General features: G+C 32.9%; 23 protein-coding genes. 11 read left to right on the top strand and 12 right to left on the bottom strand.

Features of this window, described 5'->3' with window-relative positions:
- The first annotated feature begins 99 nt into the window (after positions 1-99).
- The 3 genes from U0D62_RS11210 to U0D62_RS11200 are packed head-to-tail and all read left to right on the top strand — an operon-like array spanning position 100 to position 1954.
- Positions 100-537, top strand: coding sequence for a GNAT family N-acetyltransferase (locus tag U0D62_RS11210; protein ID WP_322287374.1), 438 nt, complete (start codon positions 100-102; stop codon positions 535-537).
- A gap of 52 nt (positions 538-589) precedes the next feature.
- Positions 590-1435, top strand: coding sequence for an alpha/beta hydrolase (locus U0D62_RS11205; RefSeq protein WP_322287373.1), 846 nt, complete (start codon positions 590-592; stop codon positions 1433-1435).
- Between the two features lie 27 nt (positions 1436-1462).
- Positions 1463-1954, top strand: a complete 492-nt coding sequence (locus U0D62_RS11200; protein ID WP_322287372.1) for a DUF7000 family protein — start codon at positions 1463-1465, stop codon at positions 1952-1954.
- A 22-nt stretch (positions 1955-1976) separates the two neighbouring features.
- Here the strand turns inward: U0D62_RS11200 and U0D62_RS11195 are convergent, their stop codons facing one another.
- From U0D62_RS11195 to U0D62_RS11185, 3 genes are all read right to left on the bottom strand, one after another.
- Positions 1977-2780 carry an MBL fold metallo-hydrolase gene (locus U0D62_RS11195; RefSeq protein ID WP_322287371.1) on the bottom strand — a complete coding sequence of 268 codons (804 nt, stop codon included), beginning with the start codon at positions 2778-2780 and terminating at the stop codon, positions 1977-1979.
- 111 nt (positions 2781-2891) lie between these two features.
- On the bottom strand, positions 2892-3647 hold the full coding sequence (locus tag U0D62_RS11190) for a sulfite exporter TauE/SafE family protein (protein WP_322287370.1): 756 nt from the start codon (positions 3645-3647) through the stop codon (positions 2892-2894).
- A gap of 82 nt (positions 3648-3729) precedes the next feature.
- Positions 3730-3912 carry a hypothetical protein gene (locus U0D62_RS11185; protein ID WP_322287369.1) on the bottom strand — a complete coding sequence of 61 codons (183 nt, stop codon included), beginning with the start codon at positions 3910-3912 and terminating at the stop codon, positions 3730-3732.
- On the opposite strand from U0D62_RS11185, the gene U0D62_RS11180 reads away from it, so the two are divergent.
- Positions 3836-5500 (top strand): SulP family inorganic anion transporter, encoded by a 1665-nt coding sequence (locus U0D62_RS11180; RefSeq protein ID WP_322287607.1) that lies wholly within the window; start codon positions 3836-3838, stop codon positions 5498-5500. The genes U0D62_RS11185 and U0D62_RS11180 overlap by 77 nt on opposite strands.
- A gap of 16 nt (positions 5501-5516) precedes the next feature.
- Here the strand turns inward: U0D62_RS11180 and U0D62_RS11175 are convergent, their stop codons facing one another.
- Positions 5517-6482 carry a peptidase associated/transthyretin-like domain-containing protein gene (locus U0D62_RS11175; protein ID WP_322287368.1) on the bottom strand — a complete coding sequence of 322 codons (966 nt, stop codon included), beginning with the start codon at positions 6480-6482 and terminating at the stop codon, positions 5517-5519.
- A 323-nt stretch (positions 6483-6805) separates the two neighbouring features.
- On the opposite strand from U0D62_RS11175, the gene U0D62_RS11170 reads away from it, so the two are divergent.
- Genes U0D62_RS11170 through U0D62_RS11160 form a run of 3 tightly spaced genes read left to right on the top strand, consistent with a single transcriptional unit; the run spans position 6806 to position 9280 of the window.
- Positions 6806-7135, top strand: coding sequence for a helix-turn-helix transcriptional regulator (locus tag U0D62_RS11170; protein ID WP_322287367.1), 330 nt, complete (start codon positions 6806-6808; stop codon positions 7133-7135).
- Positions 7129-8415 carry a type II toxin-antitoxin system HipA family toxin gene (locus U0D62_RS11165; RefSeq protein ID WP_322287366.1) on the top strand — a complete coding sequence of 429 codons (1287 nt, stop codon included), beginning with the start codon at positions 7129-7131 and terminating at the stop codon, positions 8413-8415. The genes U0D62_RS11170 and U0D62_RS11165 overlap by 7 nt, the downstream gene beginning before the upstream one ends.
- Before the next feature lie 31 nt (positions 8416-8446).
- Entirely contained in the window at positions 8447-9280 is an 834-nt protein-coding gene (locus tag U0D62_RS11160; RefSeq protein ID WP_322287365.1) for a DMT family transporter, read from the top strand.
- Between the two features lie 93 nt (positions 9281-9373).
- On the opposite strand, the gene U0D62_RS11155 is transcribed toward U0D62_RS11160, so the two are convergent.
- The 3 genes from U0D62_RS11155 to U0D62_RS11145 all read right to left on the bottom strand — a co-directional run bounded on the left by U0D62_RS11155 (position 9374) and on the right by U0D62_RS11145 (position 11974).
- On the bottom strand, positions 9374-9625 hold the full coding sequence (locus tag U0D62_RS11155; protein WP_322287364.1) for a hypothetical protein: 252 nt from the start codon (positions 9623-9625) through the stop codon (positions 9374-9376).
- Positions 9626-9806: 181 nt separating this feature from the next.
- On the bottom strand, positions 9807-10658 hold the full coding sequence (rlmF, locus tag U0D62_RS11150) for a 23S rRNA (adenine(1618)-N(6))-methyltransferase RlmF (protein WP_322287363.1): 852 nt from the start codon (positions 10656-10658) through the stop codon (positions 9807-9809).
- 119 nt (positions 10659-10777) lie between these two features.
- On the bottom strand, positions 10778-11974 hold the full coding sequence (locus U0D62_RS11145; RefSeq protein ID WP_322287362.1) for a hypothetical protein: 1197 nt from the start codon (positions 11972-11974) through the stop codon (positions 10778-10780).
- A gap of 230 nt (positions 11975-12204) precedes the next feature.
- On the opposite strand from U0D62_RS11145, the gene U0D62_RS11140 reads away from it, so the two are divergent.
- Both U0D62_RS11140 and U0D62_RS11135 read left to right on the top strand, forming a co-directional pair.
- Positions 12205-13236, top strand: coding sequence for a sensor histidine kinase (locus tag U0D62_RS11140; protein ID WP_322287361.1), 1032 nt, complete (start codon positions 12205-12207; stop codon positions 13234-13236).
- Positions 13226-14005: a LytR/AlgR family response regulator transcription factor gene (locus U0D62_RS11135; protein ID WP_322287360.1), complete on the top strand. Its 780-nt coding sequence runs from the start codon at positions 13226-13228 to the stop codon at positions 14003-14005. Before U0D62_RS11140 ends, U0D62_RS11135 begins: the two co-directional genes overlap by 11 nt.
- A gap of 9 nt (positions 14006-14014) precedes the next feature.
- On the opposite strand, the gene U0D62_RS11130 is transcribed toward U0D62_RS11135, so the two are convergent.
- Positions 14015-14725 carry a LytR/AlgR family response regulator transcription factor gene (locus U0D62_RS11130; protein ID WP_322287359.1) on the bottom strand — a complete coding sequence of 237 codons (711 nt, stop codon included), beginning with the start codon at positions 14723-14725 and terminating at the stop codon, positions 14015-14017.
- On the bottom strand, positions 14722-15966 hold the full coding sequence (locus U0D62_RS11125; protein WP_322287358.1) for a sensor histidine kinase: 1245 nt from the start codon (positions 15964-15966) through the stop codon (positions 14722-14724). The genes U0D62_RS11130 and U0D62_RS11125 overlap by 4 nt, the downstream gene beginning before the upstream one ends.
- Positions 15967-16167: 201 nt before the next feature.
- Between U0D62_RS11125 and U0D62_RS11120 the strand changes: the two genes are divergently transcribed.
- Entirely contained in the window at positions 16168-17055 is an 888-nt protein-coding gene (locus U0D62_RS11120) for an ABC transporter ATP-binding protein (protein WP_322287357.1), read from the top strand.
- Between the two features lie 3 nt (positions 17056-17058).
- On the top strand, positions 17059-20616 hold the full coding sequence (locus U0D62_RS11115) for an ABC transporter permease/M1 family aminopeptidase (protein ID WP_322287356.1): 3558 nt from the start codon (positions 17059-17061) through the stop codon (positions 20614-20616).
- 307 nt (positions 20617-20923) lie between these two features.
- On the opposite strand, the gene U0D62_RS11110 is transcribed toward U0D62_RS11115, so the two are convergent.
- The 3 genes from U0D62_RS11110 to U0D62_RS11100 form a co-directional block, all read right to left on the bottom strand.
- Positions 20924-22051 carry a PQQ-dependent sugar dehydrogenase gene (locus tag U0D62_RS11110; RefSeq protein ID WP_322287355.1) on the bottom strand — a complete coding sequence of 376 codons (1128 nt, stop codon included), beginning with the start codon at positions 22049-22051 and terminating at the stop codon, positions 20924-20926.
- Positions 22052-22382: 331 nt separating this feature from the next.
- Positions 22383-24596: a hypothetical protein gene (locus tag U0D62_RS11105; RefSeq protein ID WP_322287354.1), complete on the bottom strand. Its 2214-nt coding sequence runs from the start codon at positions 24594-24596 to the stop codon at positions 22383-22385.
- Positions 24597-24751: 155 nt separating this feature from the next.
- Positions 24752-25852: a hypothetical protein gene (locus U0D62_RS11100; RefSeq protein ID WP_322287353.1), complete on the bottom strand. Its 1101-nt coding sequence runs from the start codon at positions 25850-25852 to the stop codon at positions 24752-24754.
- Positions 25853-26111: the final 259 nt, after the last annotated feature.

Genomic DNA, 26111 nt, shown 5'->3' with positions numbered 1-26111 from the left:
TTGTAATATTGAATAAAATGTACAAACGTTGCTGATGTAATGACTAAATAATCAACTTTATTTTATATAATACGTAATTTCTAATGTAAAACCTTAATAATGATTAGAGCTTATAAAATCTCAGATAAAGATCAGTTAGTAGAAATTTTTAAACTTAATACTCCTAAATATTTTGATGTAAAAGAGGTTCATGATTTTATAACATACTTAGATCAAAAAAAAGAAACCTATTTAACGATAGAGGTTGATAATAAGATTGTTGGAGGAACCGGATATTATGTAAATAAAAATGATAATTCGGGAAGAATCACCTGGATCTTTTTTGATCCCGAATATTCAGGGAAAGGATTAGGTAAGCAATCTGTAAAACGTTGTTTAGAACTGCTATCTGAAGATGATAGAGTAGAAAAGTTTGTGGTAACAACATCACAATTGGTTTATAGATTTTTTGAAAAATTTGGGTTTGTTATTACAAAAACTAAGAAAGATTACTGGGGAGAAGGGCTTGATTTATATGAGATGGAAATGACTCGATAGTATATTACAAGAAAATAAAGGACTATTCAATAAAATAAACTGCTTTTAAATAATGAAAAACACTATATTTTTAATCATTTCCCTATTCTTATTCTTTAAAATTAATGCCCAAGATAATTTTTGCGTATCCCCTATAGATATGCATATTATTGACTCTAAAGAATTAGGAGAGCAAAGAGAATATTGGGTTAGCTTACCTATTGATTATAAAGATTCTTTAAACTACCCTGTAATTTATGTTTTTGATGCAGAATGGAGATTTGGTTTGATTCGAAACATTACGTTTGATATGGGAGGAAATAATAAAATAAATAAATCAATTGTAGTTGGTATTCCTCATGTAGAATGGGAAAAGAAAAGAGGAATAGACCTTACTTTTAGTCAATCGAGGATCGAATATGATGGAGATACAGTTGATGCTACCTGGTATAATGATTCTAATTCTGGAGGAGGATATAAGTTTTATTCTTATTTACTTAAAGAATTGATACCTGATGTTAATAAAAGGTATAGTACTAATGAACATGAAACTTTGGTCGGGCATTCTTACGGAGGCTATTTTGGGGGTTATTTGCTATCATTAGACCATCCTTTTGATGTTATTCATATGTATGATCCTTCAATATGGTTTAGTGATGGAGAGGTGATAACTCGATTAAAAGAAAAAAAACATAATAAGAAAAATGTAAAACTCCATATTACATACCAACCTGTCCCGGTTTTTCATAGAAATAAAATAGAAACATTGATAGAAGAACTAAAGAAAATAAAAAACTTTGAAGTATCCGTAGTAAGATATGATGATGAAACACATAACTCACTGTTTTTAGATAGTTTTATAAAAGGAATTCAAACAACTAATAAACTAGAAAACAATAAGAATTCTGAACAACATTAAATAAATACCATTATAAATATACTAAATATGAAATCCTTTAATGAATATATAGAAATATATCAAAAACAACTAGAAAAAGGGGATATAAAAGAAGCATATACAAGGTTAATGACGTATATGAGAGAATTAAAAACTCATTTTGCAACCCAATATCTTGATTATAATATCTCTAATAATGTATACCAGGGTGTTATGGATATTTCATATTTTTCTATAACATCTAATGCATTAAAGAATAAAAAATTAAAAGTCGCTATAATCTTTAATCATAATGAAATAAGGTTTGAAGCGTGGTTGGCTGGATATAACAAACAGATACAGGCAAAATATTGGAAGATATTTAAAGATACTTCTTTTGCTAAGTACCGTCTAACAGATGATATAAAACAACATATCTCTATCCTTGAACATGTTTTGATAGATAATCCTGATTTCAATAATTTAGAAACACTTACAAAAGAGATAGAAAGAGAAACACTAGAATTTATAAGTCAAATAGAAAATGAATTGTATTCATAACCTGATGTAAAAACTAAGTTCTCTATTTTCCTTTTTCAGGATACCAATGCAATTGTTCTACTTTAATATTTGGATCATTGGTGTTTACAATCTCTTTAAATTTTGCAACATCGCTATATTTTTCTTTTCCACGATAATGATATGGATATACAATTTTAGGTTTAAACTCCAGAACAGCGTCTGCAGCGTTTTCTACAGTCATTGTCCAAGGTAAATTCATACATACAAAGGCTCTATCAATATTTTTAAGATTTCTCATTTCTGGAATATCCTCCGTATCACCAGAGAAATAAAATCGTTCATCCCCTAAAGTAATTACATACCCGTTTCCACGTCCTTTTTTATGAAACTTTAAAGCTTCTTCTCGTAAATTATACATTGGGACCGCTTCAATCTTTATTCCTTTGACTTCCTGGGTTTCTCCATTATTCATAATTACCAGTTGGTTGGTGTATTCTGCAGGAAGTTTTTCTGCAACAGCAGCTGGGGTAATAATTTTGGATGTAGAAAGGTTTAGACTATCCAGAGTTTCAATATTCATATGGTCTCCATGGATATCTGTGATTAAAACCAAATCAGGTGCTTCAGAACCGTAACGCTTTACTTTTCCTGCTGGATCTATGTAGATTGTTATATCATTCCATTCCAGAACTAATGAAGCGTGTTCTATGGGGAGAATAGTTAGTGTAGATACTTTCTGAGTTACAGCACTGGTTTGAATATCTTCGGCAGAACTGTTTGAAGGAGTATTACTGTCTTTTTTTTCCGTTTTACAACTAAGAATACACAAGCTTAATGCAAGGAGTAATATAACGTGAAATTTCATTTTTAGTAGTTTTAGTTAGTGAATTCATACTTAGTAAAAACATTTCACAAAGATGAATGGAGAAAACAAGGTATAAAAAGAAGAGAATCTCCAAAAGATTTTAATGTAAGATTAACTATCTATCCATAATTTAATAGCCATCGCAACAACCATAATAACCAGGAATATTTTTACAATACCATCTCCTTTTTTTACAGACCATCTACTCGCTATCCAACCGCCAGCAGCATTACCGGAAGCTAATATGAGGCCATATAAATAATCGATTTGATTATTATAGATAAATATAGCCAAAGCTCCTATGGTATAGATAAAAACAACTAATACTTTTATTGCATTGGATTGAACTAATCCTAATCTGTTAATTGAGGTTAATGCTAATAATATGAATATTCCAACTCCAGCTTGTATAAACCCTCCGTAGATGCCGATAAAGAAAAATGCTAGTATTGATAACCAACGATATTTTCCACTCATTCGTTCAGTTACATCTTCAAGTTTTACTTTGGGTTTAAAAACCATAAATATAACTACGGTAATCATTACAACTGCCAGGATTTTATTAAAGGTATCTCCTTTGATATCAATAGCTATTTGCGCTCCAATCAATGAACCAATCAATGCAGATATACCCAGGTATATACTTAAGGAAGATGGAGAGATCCCTTTACTCTTGAAACCAGCAACTGAAGTAATACTTTGGATAAAGATTCCAATCCTATTAGTTCCATTAGCAATGGCAGGAGGGAGTCCCATAAATATTAACATAGGTAATGTAAGTAAAGATCCACCACCTGCAATGGTGTTAATAACACCAGCTATAAAGCCAATACACGCAAGAAGAATGAGAAGTAATGTTTCGTTCATTTTATAGTATGAGTTCCAAAAATAAAGAAAACAAAAGTTTATATGAATCTCATTTGGTATAAACAATCAAACTATCGTAGATTTACCATATCAACCAAAAACCAAGTACTGTTAAAACATTACATAAAATAGTTCCTATTCTGCAATCTCTTAAAGGGTATAATGCTTCTTTATTCGGATCTGATGCTATCGCAGGAATCACGGTTGGAGTAGTACTTATTCCGCAAGCAATAGCATATGCATTACTAATGGGTGTGCCACCCATTTATGGTTTGTATGCTTGTTTAATCCCTTTAATTCTGTATGCTTTTTTTGGTACATCCAGGCAACTTAGTATTGGTCCTGTTGCAGTAACTGCAATACTGGTAATGAGTGGGGTGAGCCAGCTAGCAACCCCGTTTACTGAAGAGTTTACAACACTTGTATTGTTTTCAGGTTTTTTGATTGGAGTATTACAAATTGCTTTAAGTGCAATGAGAATGGGCTTTTTGGTAAATCTTATCTCACAACCTGTGATTTCAGGTTTTATTTCTGCCGCAGCCATCATTATTATTGTATCTCAATTCAAAGAAGCTTTAGGAATTCATATTCCGGATTTTAAACATTTATATCAAACATTATGGTATACAATCACTCATATATCAGAAGTGCATTGGATTACTTTTGGGATGTGTTTGTTTGCAATTCTAACTATGGTAATTCTAAAAAGATGGAAGCGTTCATTTCCGGGAGCTCTTTTTGTGTTAGTAATTACTACGTTAGCAACATATCTGTTGAAATTAAAGGATAGAGGAGTTGCAGTTATTGAAGATGTGCCTAGTGGTTTACCATCTTTTAACATACCTCAAATGGATTATGATACTATGATTGCTTTAATACCATCAGTATTAACGGTGACATTTATAGGTTATGTAGGAAGTATAGGTATTGCTAAATCTTTGGAAATGAAAAATAGGGACCACGTAGTGCGCCCTAATCAAGAATTATTTGCTTTGGGTATTGCAAAAGTAATTGGCGCGTTTTTTCTATCAATTCCTTCTTCAGGAAGTTATAGTCGTTCTGCGATTAATGATGAAGCAGGAGGAAAGACTACCGTATCATCAATTATTACCGTAGTAATGGTTGTGATTTCTTTACTTTTTCTAACTTCATTTTTTTACTATGTCCCTAAATCTGTTCTTGCAGCTATTATTTTAATTTCTGTTTTTGGATTAATCAATATCAATGAGGCAAAATATTTACTTACGTTACGAAGAAGAGATTTTCTAGTAATGCTTATTACATTTATAGGAACTTTAATTTTTGGAGTAGAAAAAGGTATTTTTATAGGAGTTATACTTTCTTTTATTTTTCTTCAATATTATAGTTCTCGTCCTCATGTGGCAGAGTTGGTTAATATTCCTGGAACTCGCTATTATCGTAATATTAATAGATTTCCTGATGCTTTAAAGTCAGAAACATACCTTATCATACGATTTGATGATCAATTGTATTTTGGAAATACGAGTTACTTTAAAGATGCGATTTTAGAATACCTTTCAAAGAGAGATTCGTTACCTAAATTTCTAATATTAGATACAACGAATATACACGATATTGACAGTTCAGGAATTCATGTGCTTGAGGATATTCATCAATACCTTGAAGACTGTAAGGTGCAACTTATTATTTCTGGTACTATTGGACCTGTAAGAGATTTTTTAAAAAGATCTGGTTTTACAGATAAATTAGGGCCTCAGCATAATTTTCTAAATATTTCTGATGCTGTTGATTATACAGAGAATAAGACGGCATACAAAAAAGGACTTGAAGCAGCCGTTCAATATAACGAAAGAAGGTCATTTTTGGATTAAGGTAGCGTAACAACTTCTAATCATCATCATATAAGTGTAATTTTAATCCCATTCCGTAATTAGTATGATTACTTTGAATAAGTGTATTGTTCTCACTATATTCATTGTCAAACCGCTGCCATGTTCTATTCTTAAAAAAGATTCTACGAGTAAAAGTGAGGTAATTTTTGATTTTGTCAGTAAAAGGAAGTAAAGGTCTGAATGTAGTTGAAACTTTGACAATTCCTTTACGAGTTTCTATTTCGCTATATTTTTTTGTTTGTTGCAATTTCCCTTGCTTATCAGCATACCCTAGTACCTGGATTGAAACAAAAATACCTTCCTTTGGAATATATACCTTGTATTCAGAAATATCCAATTCAAAATTAGATTTGTCCTTGTTTGTGATATTAAAGATAATGTCATCATAAGATAATCGTTTTCCTGGAGTACCTTTATTGTTGCTGTAAAACTGCATTTTAAAAAGGGTCGAAAAAGATTGTTTTCTTGTTGAATTTCTGTTAGAGTTTTCCATTTTTACTGGCAAATAGACAGAAGCAATTTTTGTTGACTTATCGGGGTCTCTAGTAAAGAAAACAGCAATTTCAGATTCTACGGTTGGTAACCAACATTTAAAATAATTATCATGAATTGTAGAAGGTCGTTTTTTAGTTTTATATTTTCGTTTTCTTTCTGCAGTAATCAAAACCTCTTTGAGCTCAGATACGTCTTGAAGTAGTTGTATGTTTTTTGATAAATTATTGACGCTTACTGCCAGTTCTTTATATCCAATTGCCGAAATGTATAATGAATCTATATCTGGATACCATTTCTTAGAAAACTTAAATTGACCATCAGCATCAGCAAAGGAACCATTTCCGTTACCAAAAGAAATAGTAGCGTAAGATACAGGAGAGTTTTGAACAGAATCCTTTATGGAATAGGTCTGACCGTAGATAAACTGTGCTAAAAAAAGCAGTAGCGTAGGTAACAGCTTTTTCATGAATATGGGGATTAGGGATAACTAAATTAATAAATTATAATTTACTATTCCCATTTATTGTACCAAAGGTTTTAAAACCCGTAAGAATATAACGTAAATTCTAAAGATGATAATGTATGTTCTTATAAATATTATAAAATTAAATGTTATAATTAATGTATATTAAAATATACTTTGTGAGTATTTAATGTATTTTAAGGTATATTTTTGTATACTTTATGTGTTTTATTACTATCTTTGTTTTACAAAGTATAATTATATATACATTGTAATAATATTAAATATCTATCGTATATTAAATTATACGATATACGCTAAATGATATGAGTTTAAATAATCTTTCAGACGAACAAATTTTATCAGAACTAACGCAAAGGGTAAAACAGAAACGTCTTAATCTTAATATAACGCAAGAGGAACTCTCTAAGAGGGCAGGTGTTCATGTGCAAACGATTAAGAATTTTGAATCAGGGAAGACAACCACACTGTTGACATTTATACAAATTGTTAGAGCATTTGGAGAGTTAGATGCATTAGATTCCTTTTTTCCGGATCCGGGCATTAGTCCAATAGCATTACTAAAACTTAAAGGAAAAGAGAGAACAAGAGCTTCTGGTAGTTCCAGATCTAAAAAACAAGATCCGCTATGGTAGATGTAATAAAGATTACCTTATGGAATGAGGAGCTAGGAGCCCTAATCTGGGATAAAAATAGAAATTTTGGATCTTTTGAATTTTTCCCAGAGTTTCTAAAAAAGGGTTTAGACGTTTCACCGGTTCATATGCCTATTCAAAATGCAGCAAGAAAAATCTATAGTTTCCCAAATCTTAATGAAAATACATATCGAGGTTTACCAGGGATGTTATCTGATGTGTTGCCAGATGATTTTGGAAATCGATTAATTGATCAATGGTTGATTCTTAATGATATCCCAAAATCAGAGTTTACTCCTTTGGATCGTTTGTGCTATATTGGTTCAAGAGGAATGGGAGCTTTAGAGTTTCAGCCAGCAAAGGATGTTGGAGAGCCTGGTACCACACAACTTGAGGTAGATCAATTGGCACAATTAGCCGAAAAAGTATTGAATACACGAGAAAAGCTTGAGCTTAACCTTTCAGAAACAGAACACCTTAATGAATTGATTAAGGTAGGAACTTCTGCTGGAGGACAAAGAGCAAAGGCGATTATTGCTTATAATGCTGATACCAATGAGATTCGTTCTGGACAAACCGTTGCTCCAGAAGGATTTGAGTACTATATCTTTAAGTTTGATGGTGTTCAGGAAGCATCGCTCGGCGACCCTCAAGGATATGGTAGGATAGAATATGCCTATTACTTGATGGCTATAGATGCTGGAATTGAAATGGAAAAATCACGCCTCTTTGAAGAAAATGGAAGAGGGCATTTCATGACAAGACGCTTTGATCGCATCGGTAATCATGAGAAAGTACATATGCAAACCTTATGTTCATTAGCACATTTTGATTATAAATCTCCTGGAGCATATTCATATGAAAATGCTTTTGAGGTTATGCGTCAGCTTAGATTACCACATACAGATGCTATACAGCTGTATAAAAGAATGCTATTTAATATTATCGCTCGTAATCAAGATGATCATACCAAAAATATTTCCTTTTTAATGAATAAAGCAGGAGTTTGGAAACTTTCTCCAGCCTATGATATTACGTATTCATATAATCCTTCAGGTATATGGACTAGTTTACATCAAATGTCTGCAAATGGTAAACGAGATGAATTTACTATGAAAGATTTACTTAAAGTAGGAGAGAAAATAAGTTATAAAAATCGAAAGGAAGCTATACAAAAAATAAAAGAGGTAATCTCTAATTGGCATAGGTATGCCGAAAAAGCGGGAATCCCAAAAGAACAAGCAAGTAAATTACAGAAAGCATTTAGAATGAGTTTGTAAAACTTACAACCCCAGACATCCCAAAAGGCACATGAAAAAAGCCATTTATTATATGTTGCTCAGTGCAGTTAGTTTTACTGCAATGAATTTATTGGTAAAAGAACTATCAAATTTTGGAGGAGGACAACTGGTGTTTTTCAGAGCTATAGGTTCACTTGTTTTTACAATGAGTTATCTTCTATTGAATAATATTTCTGTTTTAGGGAATCAAAGAAAGTTATTAGTATTAAGGGGATTTGTAGGAGTAACTTCTATGGGACTATTCTTCACATCTGTTGAATACTTACCCATTGGTTCTGCAGTATCATTACGATATATTGCACCAATTTTTGCAACTATCTTTGCGGTGTTTTTGTTAAAAGAAAAAGTGAGGCCATTGCAGTGGTTGTTTTTCTTAATGGCTTTTGGAGGTGTATTATTGATTAAAGGTTTTGATACTAATATAGAGACTTTAGGTCTGGCGTTGGTGTTATCTTCAGCGGTATTTAGTGGTTTGGTGTATATTATAATTAATAAAATAGGAAAACGTGATCATCCTGTTGTAGTGGTTAATTATTTTATGTGGATTGCTGTAGTGGTAGGAGGAGTGCTTTCTATTTTTAACTGGACTACACCAAAAGGCCTGGAATGGGCATTATTACTTAGTTTAGGAGTGTTTGGGTATTTTGGGCAATTATTTATGACCAAAGCTTTTCAGTCGCAAGCAACAAACAAGATTGTATCACTCAAATATGTAGAAGTAATTTTTACTATGATATCAGGAGTGTTTTTGTTTGGAGATAGGTATCCTTTTCTGAGTCTTGTAGGAACGTTTCTTGTAATTACAGGTTTAATCCTAAATATATGGTACAGAAAAAACAGGTAGTAAAGAATGGGGTAAACGGGGGCTATTATAATGGTAAAAAATAATCCCACATTTCCTTACTACCGTTGTTGGTTATCTAGTATTAAATAGTATTTACGAAAAGTCTTCTTGTAAATAGAATAATAGCTTCTTGATATCTGTAAAACTCTTAATCATAATGATTTCATCATTAATTTTATTATAGACGACTTCTGCGAATAAAAAGTCTACATAAAAAACGCTGTAGTAAAAATCACGATTGCCATCATTAATCGTTTTGAGGTGGATACCTCTGTCCCAGATATTTTGGTATTTTCCTGTTAAGTTTTGGGCATTAAACTGCTCCTCCAAAGTAGTTTTTTGCATAGGTTATCAATTTTAGATTTAAGGGATGACTAAAGTATGGAAAAACCGTAGAATTTCAAAATAAAAACCGTATAAAACGTTGAAATACAGTTTAATGATGTGTAAACCAGTGTATTCTAGGGGGAATTATCCCATAAAATTGTTAAAAAAAGCTAAAAAAAATTCTAAAAAAACAAATCAATTAAAACTTCCAGGCGATAAATCGACTTCGTTTATTGCCTTGTTCCATTTCTATTGTTTTATGAATAGCATTTAGTTTATTGAGTTGTTTATATAATTTGGGCAGATTTTCTTTTTTTGATATTAAACTCGTAAACCATCCAACTTGTGTTTTAAAAGAAGTACTTTGTTTGATCATTCTTTTAACGAATAGAGCTTCTCCGCCATTACACCATAACTCATTTGCCTGGCCACCAAAATTAAGTCGGTCAGATTGGTTATTTAGATTTTTAATTTTTCGTAAAGTTCCTTTTGTTGCGGCTTCCTTTGAAGGATGAAATGGAGGGTTACAGATGCTAAAATCATAATATTCTCCCGGTTTGATGATCCCTTCAAAAATGTGGGAAGGATCTTTTTGGTGTCTGATCTCTAAAGTGTCTGATAGCTTTGGAGTAGCTAATATGTTCTTTTTTGCACTTTCTACAGCAATGGTGTTAATATCTGCACCCACCATTTTCCAATTATAGATTTGCGTTCCTAAAATAGGGTAGATGCAATTGGCACCTACTCCAATATCTAATCCGCGTATCTTTTCTTTTGTTTCATTCTCCTGTAGTAAATCAGCAATATGATGAATATAATCTGCTCTACCTGGAATTGGCGGACATAAATAATCCTTAGGGATATTCCAATCAGAAAGATGATAATGATGTTTTAGAATCGCCTTATTAAGATGTAATACTGCATCGGGATTAGAATAGTCAATACTTTGGTTTTTATATGAATTGACAATTATATAATTGCTCAGTTCAGGATGTGAAGCAATTAAAGCCTTAAAATCATATAATGAATTATGAATGTTTCTTGGATGCAAAATCTGGTGGAATAGCTTTTATAAGGCACAAAGATATATAAAGGTATTTTATCTCACTAAACCAACAAATCAATAAACTATAAAAAGCTCTGTGTTTTTAATAAACTAAAGAATTTAGATTAAAACCCTTTAAACGGTTCGCAATTACTAACTAATACCAGAACATCATAGCCAAAAATTACATTTTTAAAATCTTGTGAGAATTTTTTACCATATCCATGCTTTCTTAATGATACCAGATCCAGCACATAATACTTTTGGGTAATAGTAGGTAATACTTCTTTTATTTCGTCTGGAAATTTCTTAGTATTATCAAAAGGAATTACTGGATGCGGAATAAAAGGATTTCCGGTTGCAGCTTTCCCTGTGATCCCCATAACGAGGTAATGAACAGAATTTTTGTTATTGGTGGCTGCAATTTCGCTAACCATATTTGAAATGTCATAGATATTAGTTCGAGTTAGTCCTTTTGCTGCGTGATTAGCTCCAAGTTTAAAGATAACCTTGGGGATAGCTTCTGCTTTATTTGCTTCATTATAATAACGCATAAAATTACGTTTCATCAATTGCCCGCGAGTATTATTGTTTTTATAATATTCTTTAGTGTGGTTATAGGTATAAATCTCTTTGGTTTTCCAGAGTTGGTTTAGGATTTCAAGTTCCTTTGGATCAGTAGTTAATGTTAATAGCTCTCTATGTAAGGATTCGTTATACTTAAAAATGTAAGGAGCAGTAAAATCCTTTTTTTCAATGGCTTGGGTATAGGATAGATCAGCCTCTTGTTTTAAAACTATTAGTTTATTTTTTAGAAGTGTATTGCTAGTCGTATTTATTATATAATCAAAATTGAGTCGAAACTGAACCATAAAAGTTTGATCTATTCCCCAAATAGCTCCTTTTTTTGAGGTCACATTAGTAAACAATGTATAATCATCTTCATTATTATAAAATGGTATTGAAAACGGAAAGTCTTTATGAATACTCTTTGCTTGTTCAATAGGATTTCCAGAAGCAGCCATTTTTTCTATTTTTTCTGCGGCGATAGCGTCAGTCTCAATACATAATGTTTTATAGCCAAAAGGTTGTGATATATCATAAATAGCATTGGTTAATTCTCCTACTTCTTTGATGCCATGTTGTTCTCCTATCATAATAAACTGACTATTGTCTAGTTGTTTTTGATTAAAAGAGATGAATTTTTCATCAGTAAGAGCTGTCACCTCAAAACTATAATCAGATAAACTGATGGTATCCTGTGCATTGAGATGATAGAATGATAAAAAAATACTAAGGCAAAAAAGAATAGGACTTTTCATAACGCGTCGTTTTGTAATTGATGATTCAAAATTACCTTGTTTCAATATGCATTTTTAATGAAATATCCCGAATCGCTATATTATCCTTATGAACTTTTATATATAGTTATTCAATCTCGATATAATTTATCTGAAACCTATTATAAAACCCAAATATCAAAGAATAACAAGGGTTGATCAAAAGTATTTACAGGACAATTGCCTATTTTTATTCTTACAATATTGATTATATGGATATACAAACACCCAAACTACCCTTATTCTGGAGATGCACGGTTGTGATTACGGTTGGAGTAGTGATGTTCGGGATTATTGCAATTGCTTCAAGGTTTAGAGAGGCTCCTAAGTTTTATCCTGCTTTTGTTCTTTTATGGGGATTTATTATGTATCTGTGTTTTGAATCTATTAGATGGTTTCAGAGAAAGATGACTCAGACGAGTTATGGAAATGCAATGATGTTTTTCTTAAGTATTTTGGTAGGAACCATTGCCTATAGCATATTGTTTTATTTATATAAATGGTTGGATCATTTTGTTCTAGGAAGCGAGGTTCCGATGCTTCAGCATATGGTGTTTTCTGCATTGGTAGGACTGGCAATTTCTTCAATTTTTAGTTTGATATTACAGGCATTTAACTGGAAAAATCAATATTATGTTTCACACATCCAAAACGAACAGTTCAAAAAAGAAATCATAAAAGCGAATCTGGCATTACTCAAAAATCAATTGGATCCTCATTTTATGTTCAATAACTTTAATACGTTGTATTATTTAATAGATGAGGACAGTGATTTGGCACAAAAATTCCTTAAAAACATTTCATCTGTGTATAGATATATTCTTCAGAATAATGAAAAATCAATGATTCCGATATCACGGGAGTATGAAATGGCCAGGCAATATCTATTATTGATAGAGCAACGATACAAAAGTGCTCTTAAGGTAAATGATACTATAGATGAAGAATTATTTAGGTATAAAAGTGTTCCTCCATTGGTTTTACAGCAATTAATAGAAAATGCAGTAAAGCATAATAGAATTGATGAACAATTACCTTTACATATTCATTTTGAGATTAATGAAAGGTATTTTACTGTAAAAAACAATAACAACCCAAAACGCACTAAAGAAACTACTGGAACCGGATTAGAAAATATTACCAAACGCTATGATTTTCTAACAGATGATAAAGTGATTATATCAAATACTAACAAAGAGTTTAGTGTTTCTATTCCCTTAATTCCTACTGCATATGAAAATTAATGCTGTACTACTAGAGGATGAGGCAACCGCCAGGGATCATTTGATGAAACTTATTGAACAACTGGATAGTCAAATAACAGTAATAACATCTTTATCTACCGTTACAGATTCGATTCATTGGTTTCAATCGAACGAATCTCCAGATCTAATTTTTATGGATATTCATTTATCAGATGGTATTTCATTTGAAATTTTAGAAGAGGTAGAGATAAACGCTCCAATAATATATATTACTGCTTATGACGAATATGCTATTAAAGCTTTTAAAACTACTGGGATTGACTATTTGCTAAAACCTATCACAAAGGAAGATCTGAATATTTCTTTAGAAAAATTCTTTAAGACGATTGCTCAAAAACCAGTAGATTTTGAGATCGATAATATGAATCTGATTCAGTTGCTGCGCAAACATGATCGTCCATCATATAGAGATCGTTTTTTATTAAAATCAGGAAACAGCCTGGTACCGGTACAAACTTCAGATATAGCTTATTTTTATCGTGACGAATTGGTTTTTGCAAAATTAAAAGACGACAGATCATTCCCGATAGATTACTCATTACATCAGTTACAAACTTTGTTGGATCCGGCAAAATTTATTCGGTTAAACCGTCAGTTATTGGTAGGTGTTAATTCTATACAAAAGCTTATCCCGTCTAAACCAGGGCAATTATCTGTCACTCTATTACCATCATATCATACAGATATTTTACTAAGTGGCGAACGATCAAGATGGTTAAAGTTTATTATGGATGGAGGAGAGGTATAGCATATATCCTTAATTACCTAATAAACGATTAATATTTATTTTATATACTTTACCAATAGGTACCTGATATTTATCAATAAAGATCCTGTTACCTTCAATACTATGAATGTGTTTATGAGCAACTACAAAAGACTTATGAACTTGGGTGAAATCAGTTTCAGGAAGTATTTGCATCAGTGTAGATATTTTCTCTCTGGTTTTGATAGTATCATTTTGTGTATACACTTTTGTATAATTTCCATAAGCCTCCAGATACAGAATAGTATCAATAGCTAATTGTATATGTCTTTTATCACCTTTTAGAAAAATACGCTGAGAATCATTTACTATAATTGAAGGGTTTACAATCGTAGAAACATTTGATTGCTCAATGGAGTGAATAGTTTTATTTACAGCTTTTATAAAACGTTCAAAACTAAATGGTTTTAATAAATAATCAGATATGTTTAACTCATATCCTTCTAGGGCAAATTCTTTATAAGCTGTAGTGACAATTACTTTTGGGGGATGTGTGAGTGTTTTTAAGAGTTCAAACCCTTTTAACTTGGGCATATTAATATCGAGAAACATGAGATCTACAGGATGTTCATTCAGGTATTTCAAGGCTTCAAAAGCATCATAACAATGCTGTTTGAATTCAAGATTAGGCAATAGGTCACCATATTCTTTAATAATATCGTGGGCAATAGTTTCATCATCGACTATAATATATTTTATCATACTAATTGTATCTCTAATGTTGCTTTATAAATAGTATTGGTGGTTTCGATATGTAGCTTATGTCTTTCTGGATACATCAGGATTAATCGTTTTTTAAGATTTTTTATACCAATACCGGTCATTTGAGAACGTTCGGTATGATCATAATTATTTTCTATGTCAAATCTAATTGTATTGTTTTTAAGAGCTAAATGCATATGAATATAGGCATTCTTTCTTAAGTTTTCTACACCGTGTTTAAAAGCGTTTTCTACTAGAATAATAAATAATAAGGGCATTACGCGACAATTGTTATTTTCTATTTCGGTTTTAAACTGAATATCAATATGTTTATGATATCGTTTTTGATGAATGGTGATGAAATTTTTTAAGTAGGTGACTTCTTCTTGTATAGGTACGGATTCTTTTTGACCTTCATATATGGTATAACGCATCATATCAGAAAGCTCTAAAACAAGTTCACGAGCATCATCAGGGTTTTTACGAATCAATCCATAAAGGTTATTGAGTGTATTAAAAAAGAAATGGGGGTTTACCTGGCTTTTTAGATGTAGTAATTCTGCTTGTGCTTTTTCATTTTTAAGTTTTCGTATGGCTTTGTACTCCTTAAGAATCCAGGATAATACAATATATGCTATAGTTAATATGAAGATGATAGACCAGAGGTCAAAAAGGTATTCATATGTGGGATGTTCCTTATGACTTAGCATTAAAATAAAGCAGGCGAATAATAGAATACCTAGTATGATATTCTTGATATTATTTTTTATGAAAGCTAAGATTCTTAAAGGTTTGGGAATTGATATATTCCTGAAAAAGTAATACCAAACAAATCCGATTAACAATATAAATACACCCAAATAGATATAAAACATTATTGGATATAACTCATAAGTTTCATCTATAGACACAAACAAAACCAGGGCAAGTAGGAAACTTGCTAATAGTATTTCTTTCTTTCTCCAGCCTATTGACGGGTTTATCAGGTCTTTCTTTTCCATAAAAAAAACGAGTACTGGATAAAAAACCGTAATAAATAAACCCGCAAAATGATTATTAAACAAGGTATTTATAAAAACATTGACCTCTCCAATAGGACGATTAATAGTTTTTGCATATGCAATCCATTGATCAAACTCTACAAGTGTTTTATAATACCCGTTAATACATCCTACTACAAATAATAAGATCAGAAATATCCGGATTAAAAGGCGAGTACGTTTGCTTAATTGTGTAACCATAACCCAAAAGTAAACAAGTGGTACCAAGGAAACAAAACAGTTGGCAAACGACCCGCATAAGATGTCAAACGTTCATTAAATAGTGATCAAGGAGCTATATATTATTATTTTTTGATTGTAACATCATATAGACGTCGTTTATCCCAAATTATTGAAACTGAATAGAGGCAAGGGTAGATTCGTATTTAAAATAAATATGATATGAATACTCTCACGATCAAAAACCTTTCTAAAACCTATCCTAATGGTGTAAAAGCTCTTGATGCCATTTCGTTAACAATATCTGATGGTATGTTTGGGTTACTTGGGCCTAACGGAGCAGGAAAATCTTCTTTAATGCGTACCATCGCAGCTTTGCAGGAACCAGGAGAAGGAAATCTATACTTTAATGATATAGATATTTTACAGCAACCTCAAAACCTCAGGAATATCTTAGGCTATTTACCACAGGAGTTTGGTGTATATCCCAGGTTCTCTGCTTATAAATTATTGGACCATATTGCAATCCTTAAAGGAGTTCTTAATAAGGGAGAGAGAAAGGATCAGGTTGAGGCCTTATTACATCAAACCAATCTATATACTCATCGCAAAAAGTCAGTAAGTACATTTTCTGGTGGGATGCGACAACGTTTCGGAATTGCACAGGCATTATTAGGTGATCCTAAACTCATTATTGTCGATGAACCTACAGCTGGATTGGATCCTGAAGAACGCAATCGGTTTCATAATCTATTGAGTGATATAGCTTCATCAAGAATTATATTGCTTTCTACTCACATTGTAGAGGATGTTAGGGATTTGTGTACCCAAATGGCTATTCTTAAAGAAGGGCGCATTGTTGCCAAAGGAGTTCCTGCTGAATTAATCAAAACACTTAACGGAAAAATATGGTCAACAACTATTGATAAAGATAAATTGCCTGAATATCAAAACAGTTATCAGGTAATCTCATCACAATTGTTTGCAGGAGATACACATATCCATGTGTATGCTGATATGCAACCATCTTCAGAATTTGAACCGATCGTTCCGGGTCTAGAAGATGTCTATTTTTCAACATTATACAGTCACCAACCTCAAAAACTATAAGCCATGTTTATAAAGTTACTTCAATTCGAACTTGCATATCATAAAAAACAATTGGTGTATTATGTATTACTCATATTATTCTTTGTGATTGGCGCAAGTATGTATGTAGATCTTAATACGGGTGGTATTAATGATAATGCTCCTTATAAACTCAATTTTATTATTTGTGGTTTGAGTTTGGGTAGTATATTTCCGGTACTTTTTTTTACGATACAATCCTTACTTAGAGATACTACCTATAAATATGATGCTATTATTTACAGTACAGCAATTACCAAAACAAAGTACTATTTAAGTAAGTTCATAGGTGTTTATATTTCTTCATTAATGGTTGTCAGTTTTGGAGTATTGGGATTATATCTCGGTCAGTTTATGGATCATAATATACGTATGGGGGATTTTAGTATTTGGCATTATCTCTGGCCGTGGTTGCTGTTTATCGTACCTAATACATTTATTATAGCAGGTATTCTTTTTGTCACCACTTTGTTTTCCAGAAGTTCTGTTATTACCTATGTAACAGGAGTATTGTTATTAGTTGTGTTCTGGATAACCAGTTTTTATATCAACTCTCCGTTTACCGGTGGTCAGGTACTTTCTAAGCCTAATATCCTTGGTGTAATTGCAATTCTCGATTATTTTGGTCTAGCAGCTTTTGCAGAACAAACCCAATTCTGGACTCCGTATGAAAAGAATCATGAAATCATTGCATTATCAGGATCTGTACTATTAAATCGATTGATATGGAGTATAGCCGGTTTATTCATCTTGGGTATAGGATATCGTTTGTTTTCATTTAGAAAAGAGAATATCCAAACCAAGAAAACCGAGGTATCAGAAAATACAGTTACGGTACAGAAATATAAATCTGCATATACATCTTTTAACACCTTTACATCTAATTTAAGGGCTTTTTATACACAATGTAGCGCAGATACATTAGGAGTCTTTAAAAGCATTCCATTTGTTGTCCTGATGCTTGCCTGGATGACTCTTATTGCCTTGGGAATGTTTTTTATGGTAGAAGGTAGTGGAGAGTTTGGAGGTCGTTATCCCAACACTGCTTTATTAGTGAGCTTAATCTCTGAACCTTTTTATATGTTGGGAGTGTTAATTGTGATCCTTTATTGCGGTGAGTTGATTTGGAAACCCAAATCCTATAAATTCAATGAAATCCTTTATAGTACACCTACACCCAGTTATATTTTTTTATTATCAAAATATATGATCATTATACTGATAGTCTTCTTTATGCTTACTATAGGTGTATTGATTGGTGTTATTTTTCAGGTGATTCATAGTTATATCCCAACAAATTTTCAGCATTTTCTGTCTATATACTATTTTGCTGGGGTACCTGTACTTCTGGTAGCTTTCTTTGCGGTATTTATGCAAGTATTAATCCCTAATAAATATGCAGCTATGGCAGGAACAGGGATTATTATAATATTCTTTAAATTTCTGGCTCCAGAATTTATTTTGGAAGAACGATTACTTCGCTTTTTGGATTTTGGACGGATCTATGCTTATTATTCTGATATGAATGGATATGGGCAATATGCAAAACCATTCTATATATCCACAATCTATTGGCTAGCATTGACTATACTTATGATCTTTTTTAGTATCCGTTGGTTTAATAGAGGAACGACAAGTTCTTTAAAATATATTGCATCTTCATCCTCAAGATCTTTCTCAGGTATAGAAAAGGGAGTTATAACTTCTTCTATCATCATCTTTCTTATTAGCGGAATCTATATCTATTATAATGAACATATACTTGATCCGATAGCTTCTCATCAAAAAGACGAACATTGGTTTAACGAACAATATGAACGGACCTTTAAGAAATACGAATCTTTGTCTATTCCGGAAATAGTAGAAGTGAAAACCAAAGTAGATATTTTTCCCCAGGAGAAGAGATACGTTATTGAAGCAAATTATAAAATCAAAAATACGAGTGATGAAGTAATGAAAGAGGTATTTGTAACAACTCCTAAACACTTCAAAATACTTAAAATAGAAAATAGTAATTTAATATTAAAAGATTCATTGTTAAAATCTTATATGTTTCAATTTAAACAAAAACTTCACCCTGGAGATACTCTTGGTTTGCATTTTGTTTTAGAAGAAAAAATACAAGGTTTCCAAACAAGTCGATCTATAATGAACAATAGTACATACATTTCTCATAACCGATTTGATCCGTTATTAGGATATGTGGATTTACTAGAAATTAATGACCCTGAGGAACGTAAAAAGAGAGGATTGCCTGCACGAGAAAAACTTCCTTATAACGATCCTCATTTACAGGATAAAGGAAAGTTTTCTACCAATAGCGTACAATATGAAACTATCGTTTCAACCACTCAAGATCAAACAGCAATAGCCTCTGGAGAGCTAATAAAGCAATGGAAAGAAGGTGATAGAAACTATTTTAAATATCGAACGAAGACAAATGTCAAAAAAAACATGACATATTTCTCAGCTCGTTATCGAAAGAGAGATCTTTCTCATAATAACATAGATATTGAGATGTATTATCATGCGGGGCACTATCATAATATTGATTATATGGCTGGTATTGCTGGTAGGACCTTGGATTATATGACTAAAAACTATACGCCTTATCAACACAATCATCTTCGTATTGCCGAAGTATCCAAAGGAAGAAGTTTTGGTGGACAGGCCATGCCAGGAACGATTAGTATGAACGAAACGGCGATGTATACCAAGGATATTCGTAATCCCGAAAAAGGAATCAATGTCGTAGCACGTAGAACCATTCATGAGGTAGCACATCAGTGGTGGGGACATCAATTAACTCCTAAAAGGGTAGAAGGAGCCCATGTTATTTCTGAAGCGTTATGTAAATATACTGAGGCTGTCGTACTAGAAGAATTGTATGGCAAAGGGATGGTTAGAAAGCTATCTGATTATACGACTAGAAGATATTTTTCAGGACGATCCTATGCTCGTTCTGTAGAACCTCCTTTATATCTTTCATCCAGACAACCGTATTTGGGGTATAGCAAAGGGTATATTGTCTTAAATGCCTTAAGAGAGGTTCTAGGCGAAGAAACTATTAATAAGGCCTTAAATCAATTGTTAGAAGCTAATAGCGGTAGTTCTGAAGCTACTTCTATGGATTTGTTGAATGAACTTTATAAGGTAGCTCCTCAAAAGTATCATGCGCTAATTGATGATTGGATGAAACGTGTGATTCGTTACGACCTTAAAATAAAGAAGGTTAACTATGTCAAACGAACTGATGGAAAATATGAAATTATCATTGAAATAGAGGCGAATCGTTTTGAAATCCAGGAATCAGGCAAGGAAATAGCTATTGATATTAATGAACCTATTGGGATAGGCTTGTTTAACAAACATCCAGATGAGTTAAAAAAGGGTGATGATATTATATACTTTGAGAAACACTTAATTAATACTAATCAAACTACGCTAAAAGTTATCGCTGATAAGATACCTGAGTATGTGGGTATAGATCCTTTTCTAACCAGGCCGGATGAGAATAGAATCGATAATTTAAAAAGGTTTTAAAGCATTTAATGTGACGTTGAGGTATATAACAAACACTCCCGTTAGGTTGAGTCGCACGCGATAACGTGTTGTATCGAGATCTTTTTAGAGTATTATAGCTTTGATAACATCTCGATACAATTTTTCTTCATTGCATTACAAAAAATCACTCGATGTGACGATTAAGTATAAAACAAGAACGCCCGTCAGGTCGAGTGGCACGCGATAGCGGGTTGTATCGAGATCTTTTTAGAACTTGATAGCATCTCGATACAATTTTTCTTCGTTACACTTCAAAAAATCACTTGATGTGACGTTGAGGTATAAACTATTGGATTCTGTTGATTTCAATAATACGATGTGTATTGCTGGTATCGCCATATGAATCACCATTTGTGGCAATAAATACACGACCTGTAGGAGAAACTGCAATATCTCGTAAACGTCCAAAATCATCATTAAAGAATACTTCTTCATTAGTGATCGAGTTTCCATCAGCACTTAAAGTAAGTGCAATAATACGTTTCTCTTTTAACACTGTCATGATTAGTTTATTGGTCCATTGTGGTATACGATCACTGGAGTAATATACGAGATCAGAAGGAGCAATAGTTGGTGTCCAGTTAAAAATAGATTCCGTTACTGTTGTATTGGCAGCAAAAGCTTCTTCATTAGGTGTATCGATTAATCCACGTACTTCTGGCCATCCGTAATTGGCGGCAGGTACAATTTTATTAATTTCATCATCAGTACTAGGTCCATGTTCAGAACTATAGATAGTACCATTGGTATGTAAAGTCAATCCCTGTGCATTTCTATGACCAATGCTATAGATATAACTATTAGAAAATGGATTATCATTAGGGATACTACCATCGAGGTTTAATCGTAATATTTTTCCGGCAAGAGAATTCATATCCTGGGATAGGTTTGTATTTCCGGCATCTCCTGTTGTCATTAACAAATGCGAATCTGGAGTAATTAACAAACGAGATCCGTTATGGATAGAATTCGCAGGGATATTATCCAGTAGCGTTGTAGCTTGTGATAATGTATTATTACCATAGGTATAACGTACTAATCGCTCTAACAAACCACCACCACTATTGTAAGTATATACTATGTATACATATGGATTATTAGTAAAATCAGGGTGTAATACCATGCCTAGTAATCCGCTTTCTTGTACCTGAGCTACTTCTGCAATGGTTATTATTTGTTCTTGTACTCCTGTATCTGGATTAATCCTGCTTATGGTACCATTACGTTCGGTTACCCAAAGAAAATTATCAGGTCCCCATTGCAGTTCCCAGGGTACACTTAATGTACTTGCCAGGGTTGTGAAGTCATCAGTAGGTTCTCCTATATCTGGATCTTGAGTAGAATCATCACTTGAACAATAAAATAAAATAACCGACATGGCTAAAAATGGTAAGAATTTCAATACTCTTTTCATAGTATGAGGCTTTAAGTAATGAACGCGGATATATAGGATAACTCTTGGATCCTTAATTTATTATATCGTAGAAAAGACTTATGAGTGTTAAATGTATAATGAGCTGAAAATTTGTCTTTCAGTTACAAAAACCTGCTAACTTGAGTTTGATGTTAGTTAGAATGGTATAAAAGCGTCTATTCGAGTAATTTTTCTCTGTTGAATCACTCGAATAGACGTGATTCTCTTATATAAAATTCAGGTTACGGATAATTTTGAATCATAGATAGAAGCATTTCCCTTCCGAAGAAAGGAAATGTAATAATTATTATCAGAGTTAAAGTTTTTAATATCACTGCAGTTCTACACGTTGAGAGACTGCATCCAACCAGATATAACTTAGATCGGCACCAGCACTTCCGTGACAACTCATACAGCTTCGATTACTAAATTGTTTTGCTTTACCATTTTGATTGCAGTATGCAGACATGTATGATTCAATCACGCTATTGCGCAAAAACCGTGGAACCATGGTAAAACACTCATTTCCGATTCCATTGTCTTTACAGTTTAAGGAACTCACACTTCCATTTTGTTGTCTGCCGTTTAGAGGCCATTGTGTATTTACCAATATATAATTGGCAAAAGGAGAATCAATTTTTGTAAGTTCTTCCTGAAATGAAGCATTAAGTTGTTTTGCAGCATTATCTATAGGAACCAATCGGGTAAGTTGATTGGGGTGGTTTGTTAACTCTTTTACAAAACGATTAAGATCAACATTCGGGCATCCCGCTATGGCAGGGTTTTTATACAAAAAAGGAAGTTGATAACAGTCTTCAGGTTCCTTAAGTTTAGGGTTATAAAAAGTACCTGTTGGGTTTTCTTGTCCAGCATCTGGCACATTATCTTTATGTTCAAAGGTAATCCAGATCCATTGTGGTGCAAAATATGTTTTACGGGCGATATGGAGACCCACAAGAGCCATAGGAGCACGGCGACAGGAGGTAGAATCTGCATTATAAATCAAAGCATTGCGAACTAAGAACTTCTTTTTAGCCGCTTCCAGATTTTCTGCATCTCGTTGATTACAATCAGCAGTCAGGCATAACTCTTTCCAGGCAGACTTTATTTCCATAGCACCTTGTTTGTAGGCAGTGTCATCTTTGGTGTCAGGAAAATTAACCTTATTGGCTTCTCCTTTAGGACCACTAGGAGTAAGATTTGTTGTGGTTGCTCTTCCATTGCTTATCAGATACTCGAATTCGGTTCTATTAAAAAGCACTTCATATCGTACCCTGCTGCTATCCTGATCCACAAGATAGCCAAAGGTGCCCGCAAAGGCTTGCCCGGTTTCATTAACAACATCTCGCGCTTTGGATTCCATGGTAATTACAAAATCGTGATCCTGACGTTCGCAATCCGCTCCTTTAGGTGTCCTGGGAAACTGATTCCAAGGTTGATTTTTAGGGTCCCAATTTTTAATATTGGGTTGAAATACTTCAAATGTAGGTTTGTAGGTTTCCCAAACCGCAGCTTTATCTTTGTTATCCAGAAAAGAAAGTTGTTTATCTGGTTCGCCTCTTTGAGGTTTTTTGGTATTGGGGTTTATACCTTTATTGGGCCAGTTTAAGGCGATAAAAGATTTCCAGGCATAACTGTCAAACATTAATTGTGTAACCTCTGGACCCAAATATTTAAAAACCTTCGTAGGATCTACTGGTACATCTACCGGTAAATCCGGGCTAATAGTAGTGTTTTTTATATAATTCTCTACAGTTTGAGAAAATTGATCTGGATTATCTGGTTTTGTAACTGTGAGCAAAGCGGCATCTTTTGGAGGTTTGGTATTAAAAGCATCACAATAAGCTGTGGTACTTGGTTGTCCAAACGGATTGAGAATATTATCTAACGAACGCACATAATCTGTATTAAAACCAGGAGCATGACAGTTAACACAAAAAGTGTTTACATTTTGCTGTACTACCAGGGATTTATCACTAATAGCTCCATCATCCATATCTTCTTGAAAAAAGAAACCATAAAACCACTCACCACCTAAACAATCACTACCGTTATATGGATTAAGACTTGACGTCGCACAATAATTAAATGTAGGATCAGGTTTGTAGAGTACGGTAATAGCGCCCAATGTACTTCGATCAGGGCTAATACCAGGTATGGTATCAAAATTAGAACGATAATTTTGTTTAACAATAAATGAACCAATAGGAAAATCCAAAGGTTGCTGGGTAGGAGAGTCAATTACTTTTGTTAAAAATTTAAAAGCCTTATCGTTAACATATGTTCTAATCCAACGACCATGAACAGGTAATCCTAACCTTTTTAACGTATCTGATCCAGGAGAAACGTCTGTACCCGGAAACAAATGCCAATTAGGATTGTTGGCATAATGTTCCTTCTTCAGAAATTTCATTACAGAATCAATTTTAGGAGGAACATTTGCATAATCAATTGTTGTATACGTACTATCTTTTTTACAAGAAAAACAAAAAAGAAGTGCTGCGGTGATACATAATATTGATGTACCGATTTTTGGAGTTTTCATAGGATTAAAGAGTATGTTGGTTTAGTATATAACTTGTGTCAGGGTAATCCAGAATAAAAAATCCCCATTAAGTCAATATGAATTTACATCGACTAAATGGGGAAATTATCCTTTACAAGATACGTAATTTTTCTCAGAAAAGAGATAGGAGAGTATTACTTAATATATGACTTTCGGTTTTCGAAATCTTCTTTTTTCAGTGTATTTATCTTGATGTCTGTAAAATTGTATTGCCATAGCTGATCACCTTCTTCTATCGTTAATTTATAAAAGACCTTAGTGTCTTGTAGAGATTTCCAATCGTCAAAAATTACTTTGACCATATTTTCCTGGCTATCTGTAGCACTTTCGAATCCTAATGGCAGATACGATTCAAAATCATAATAAAAATAGGCATACCTACCTAAACCATCATCAAAACGTATTTTGAAAGCGGTTCTATTGGTAAACTCTGTAAATTCTATAAACACAGGATTACTAAAACGATCTTGAGGACGTAAACTTAACCAATGAAATTCATGTGCTTTGATAAAGTACTTGGTAAAATCCTCTGGGTTTTGATTTTCTTTTTGTGAATCTACAGAAAATGTCCAGGAGTTTGTTTTTCCGTGTTTACGTATAGAGTGACCGTTAACACTGCGTTGCTCCATTCTACCATCAGATACTCCAGAGAACAATAAGGTTTTAAAATCTCCTATAGGGCCTTTGCAATCTGCCATAGCATATACAGTACCTTCTTGGGGTATTATGCCTATAGCTTCCTGAGCTTTTTTTAGGATAACACTAGCATCCTTAGCAGATGCTTCGGTATTAGCTGTGCTAATGATTTTCCATTCATTATTTATTTTTTTCAGGACACTCTGCCAGGACACTACCCAAAATATAGGGTTCTTGTTTAATCTTCCTTTTACAACTATAGCACCAATATAACTAGCCAGAGTTCCATCATGGGAAACCTCGATAATGGGTGGATGTGTATCTTTGAGTTCTATGAATTCCATATTGTTGAGATAGGATTGAGTACCATCAATCTTATCGGCTTTAGATACACTTTGCACTTGTCCTTTTCTTACATCATACCAGCTATCAGAATTTGGAGCGAAAAATAGCACTGCATCTTTTTTGAAATGTGCTTCTCGTACCGATTCCATAAGATTGAGAATCTTTTTCTTTTCGGCCTCCTTATCGATAGATTGCTTACAGGAAACAGTAATTAATAATAAGGCGGTAATAATACTGATTAGATAGGGTTTCATATGTGTTTATTGATTGATTGTAACCAAATATAGTATTAGGATATAAGAGATTATGTTAAGCAATCCACAAAATAAGGATGATAGAATGGTACTGTACTTTAAAATTCGCTCGTATTTATTGAGGGAATAATCAACTTAGAGTAGCAAATAAATTAATTTCAATGCTGTTATGTGCAGATAAATTTGTAAATTATGACGTCTGTCCATCCCCTTAAAACTAAATTAAATGATTGCTTCATAATATCACTAGCGATATTGT

The organism is Aquimarina callyspongiae (assembly GCF_034322225.1).
GTDB lineage: Bacteria > Bacteroidota > Bacteroidia > Flavobacteriales > Flavobacteriaceae > Aquimarina.
Note: the sequence above shows the minus strand (reverse complement) of the source record. Positions and strands in the feature narration are given on the sequence as shown.

What these genes read in the sequence shown, in the direction of transcription:
- U0D62_RS11120 (WP_322287357.1), top strand. Translation starts at nt 16,168, where the DNA reads ATGAATACTCTCACGATCAAAAACCTTTCTAAAACCTATCCTAATGGT.
- U0D62_RS11155 (WP_322287364.1), bottom strand. Translation starts at nt 9,625, where the DNA reads ATGCAAAAAACTACTTTGGAGGAGCAGTTTAATGCCCAAAACTTAACA.
- U0D62_RS11160 (WP_322287365.1), top strand. Translation starts at nt 8,447, where the DNA reads ATGAAAAAAGCCATTTATTATATGTTGCTCAGTGCAGTTAGTTTTACT.
- U0D62_RS11175 (WP_322287368.1), bottom strand. Translation starts at nt 6,482, where the DNA reads ATGAAAAAGCTGTTACCTACGCTACTGCTTTTTTTAGCACAGTTTATC.
- U0D62_RS11140 (WP_322287361.1), top strand. Translation starts at nt 12,205, where the DNA reads ATGGATATACAAACACCCAAACTACCCTTATTCTGGAGATGCACGGTT.
- U0D62_RS11190 (WP_322287370.1), bottom strand. Translation starts at nt 3,647, where the DNA reads ATGAACGAAACATTACTTCTCATTCTTCTTGCGTGTATTGGCTTTATA.
- U0D62_RS11165 (WP_322287366.1), top strand. Translation starts at nt 7,129, where the DNA reads ATGGTAGATGTAATAAAGATTACCTTATGGAATGAGGAGCTAGGAGCC.
- U0D62_RS11135 (WP_322287360.1), top strand. Translation starts at nt 13,226, where the DNA reads ATGAAAATTAATGCTGTACTACTAGAGGATGAGGCAACCGCCAGGGAT.
- U0D62_RS11185 (WP_322287369.1), bottom strand. Translation starts at nt 3,912, where the DNA reads ATGGGTGGCACACCCATTAGTAATGCATATGCTATTGCTTGCGGAATA.
- U0D62_RS11145 (WP_322287362.1), bottom strand. Translation starts at nt 11,974, where the DNA reads ATGAAAAGTCCTATTCTTTTTTGCCTTAGTATTTTTTTATCATTCTAT.
- U0D62_RS11210 (WP_322287374.1), top strand. Translation starts at nt 100, where the DNA reads ATGATTAGAGCTTATAAAATCTCAGATAAAGATCAGTTAGTAGAAATT.
- U0D62_RS11170 (WP_322287367.1), top strand. Translation starts at nt 6,806, where the DNA reads ATGAGTTTAAATAATCTTTCAGACGAACAAATTTTATCAGAACTAACG.
- U0D62_RS11110 (WP_322287355.1), bottom strand. Translation starts at nt 22,051, where the DNA reads ATGAAAAGAGTATTGAAATTCTTACCATTTTTAGCCATGTCGGTTATT.
- U0D62_RS11125 (WP_322287358.1), bottom strand. Translation starts at nt 15,966, where the DNA reads ATGGTTACACAATTAAGCAAACGTACTCGCCTTTTAATCCGGATATTT.
- U0D62_RS11130 (WP_322287359.1), bottom strand. Translation starts at nt 14,725, where the DNA reads ATGATAAAATATATTATAGTCGATGATGAAACTATTGCCCACGATATT.
- U0D62_RS11205 (WP_322287373.1), top strand. Translation starts at nt 590, where the DNA reads ATGAAAAACACTATATTTTTAATCATTTCCCTATTCTTATTCTTTAAA.
- U0D62_RS11105 (WP_322287354.1), bottom strand. Translation starts at nt 24,596, where the DNA reads ATGAAAACTCCAAAAATCGGTACATCAATATTATGTATCACCGCAGCA.
- U0D62_RS11100 (WP_322287353.1), bottom strand. Translation starts at nt 25,852, where the DNA reads ATGAAACCCTATCTAATCAGTATTATTACCGCCTTATTATTAATTACT.
- U0D62_RS11195 (WP_322287371.1), bottom strand. Translation starts at nt 2,780, where the DNA reads ATGAAATTTCACGTTATATTACTCCTTGCATTAAGCTTGTGTATTCTT.
- U0D62_RS11200 (WP_322287372.1), top strand. Translation starts at nt 1,463, where the DNA reads ATGAAATCCTTTAATGAATATATAGAAATATATCAAAAACAACTAGAA.
- U0D62_RS11115 (WP_322287356.1), top strand. Translation starts at nt 17,059, where the DNA reads ATGTTTATAAAGTTACTTCAATTCGAACTTGCATATCATAAAAAACAA.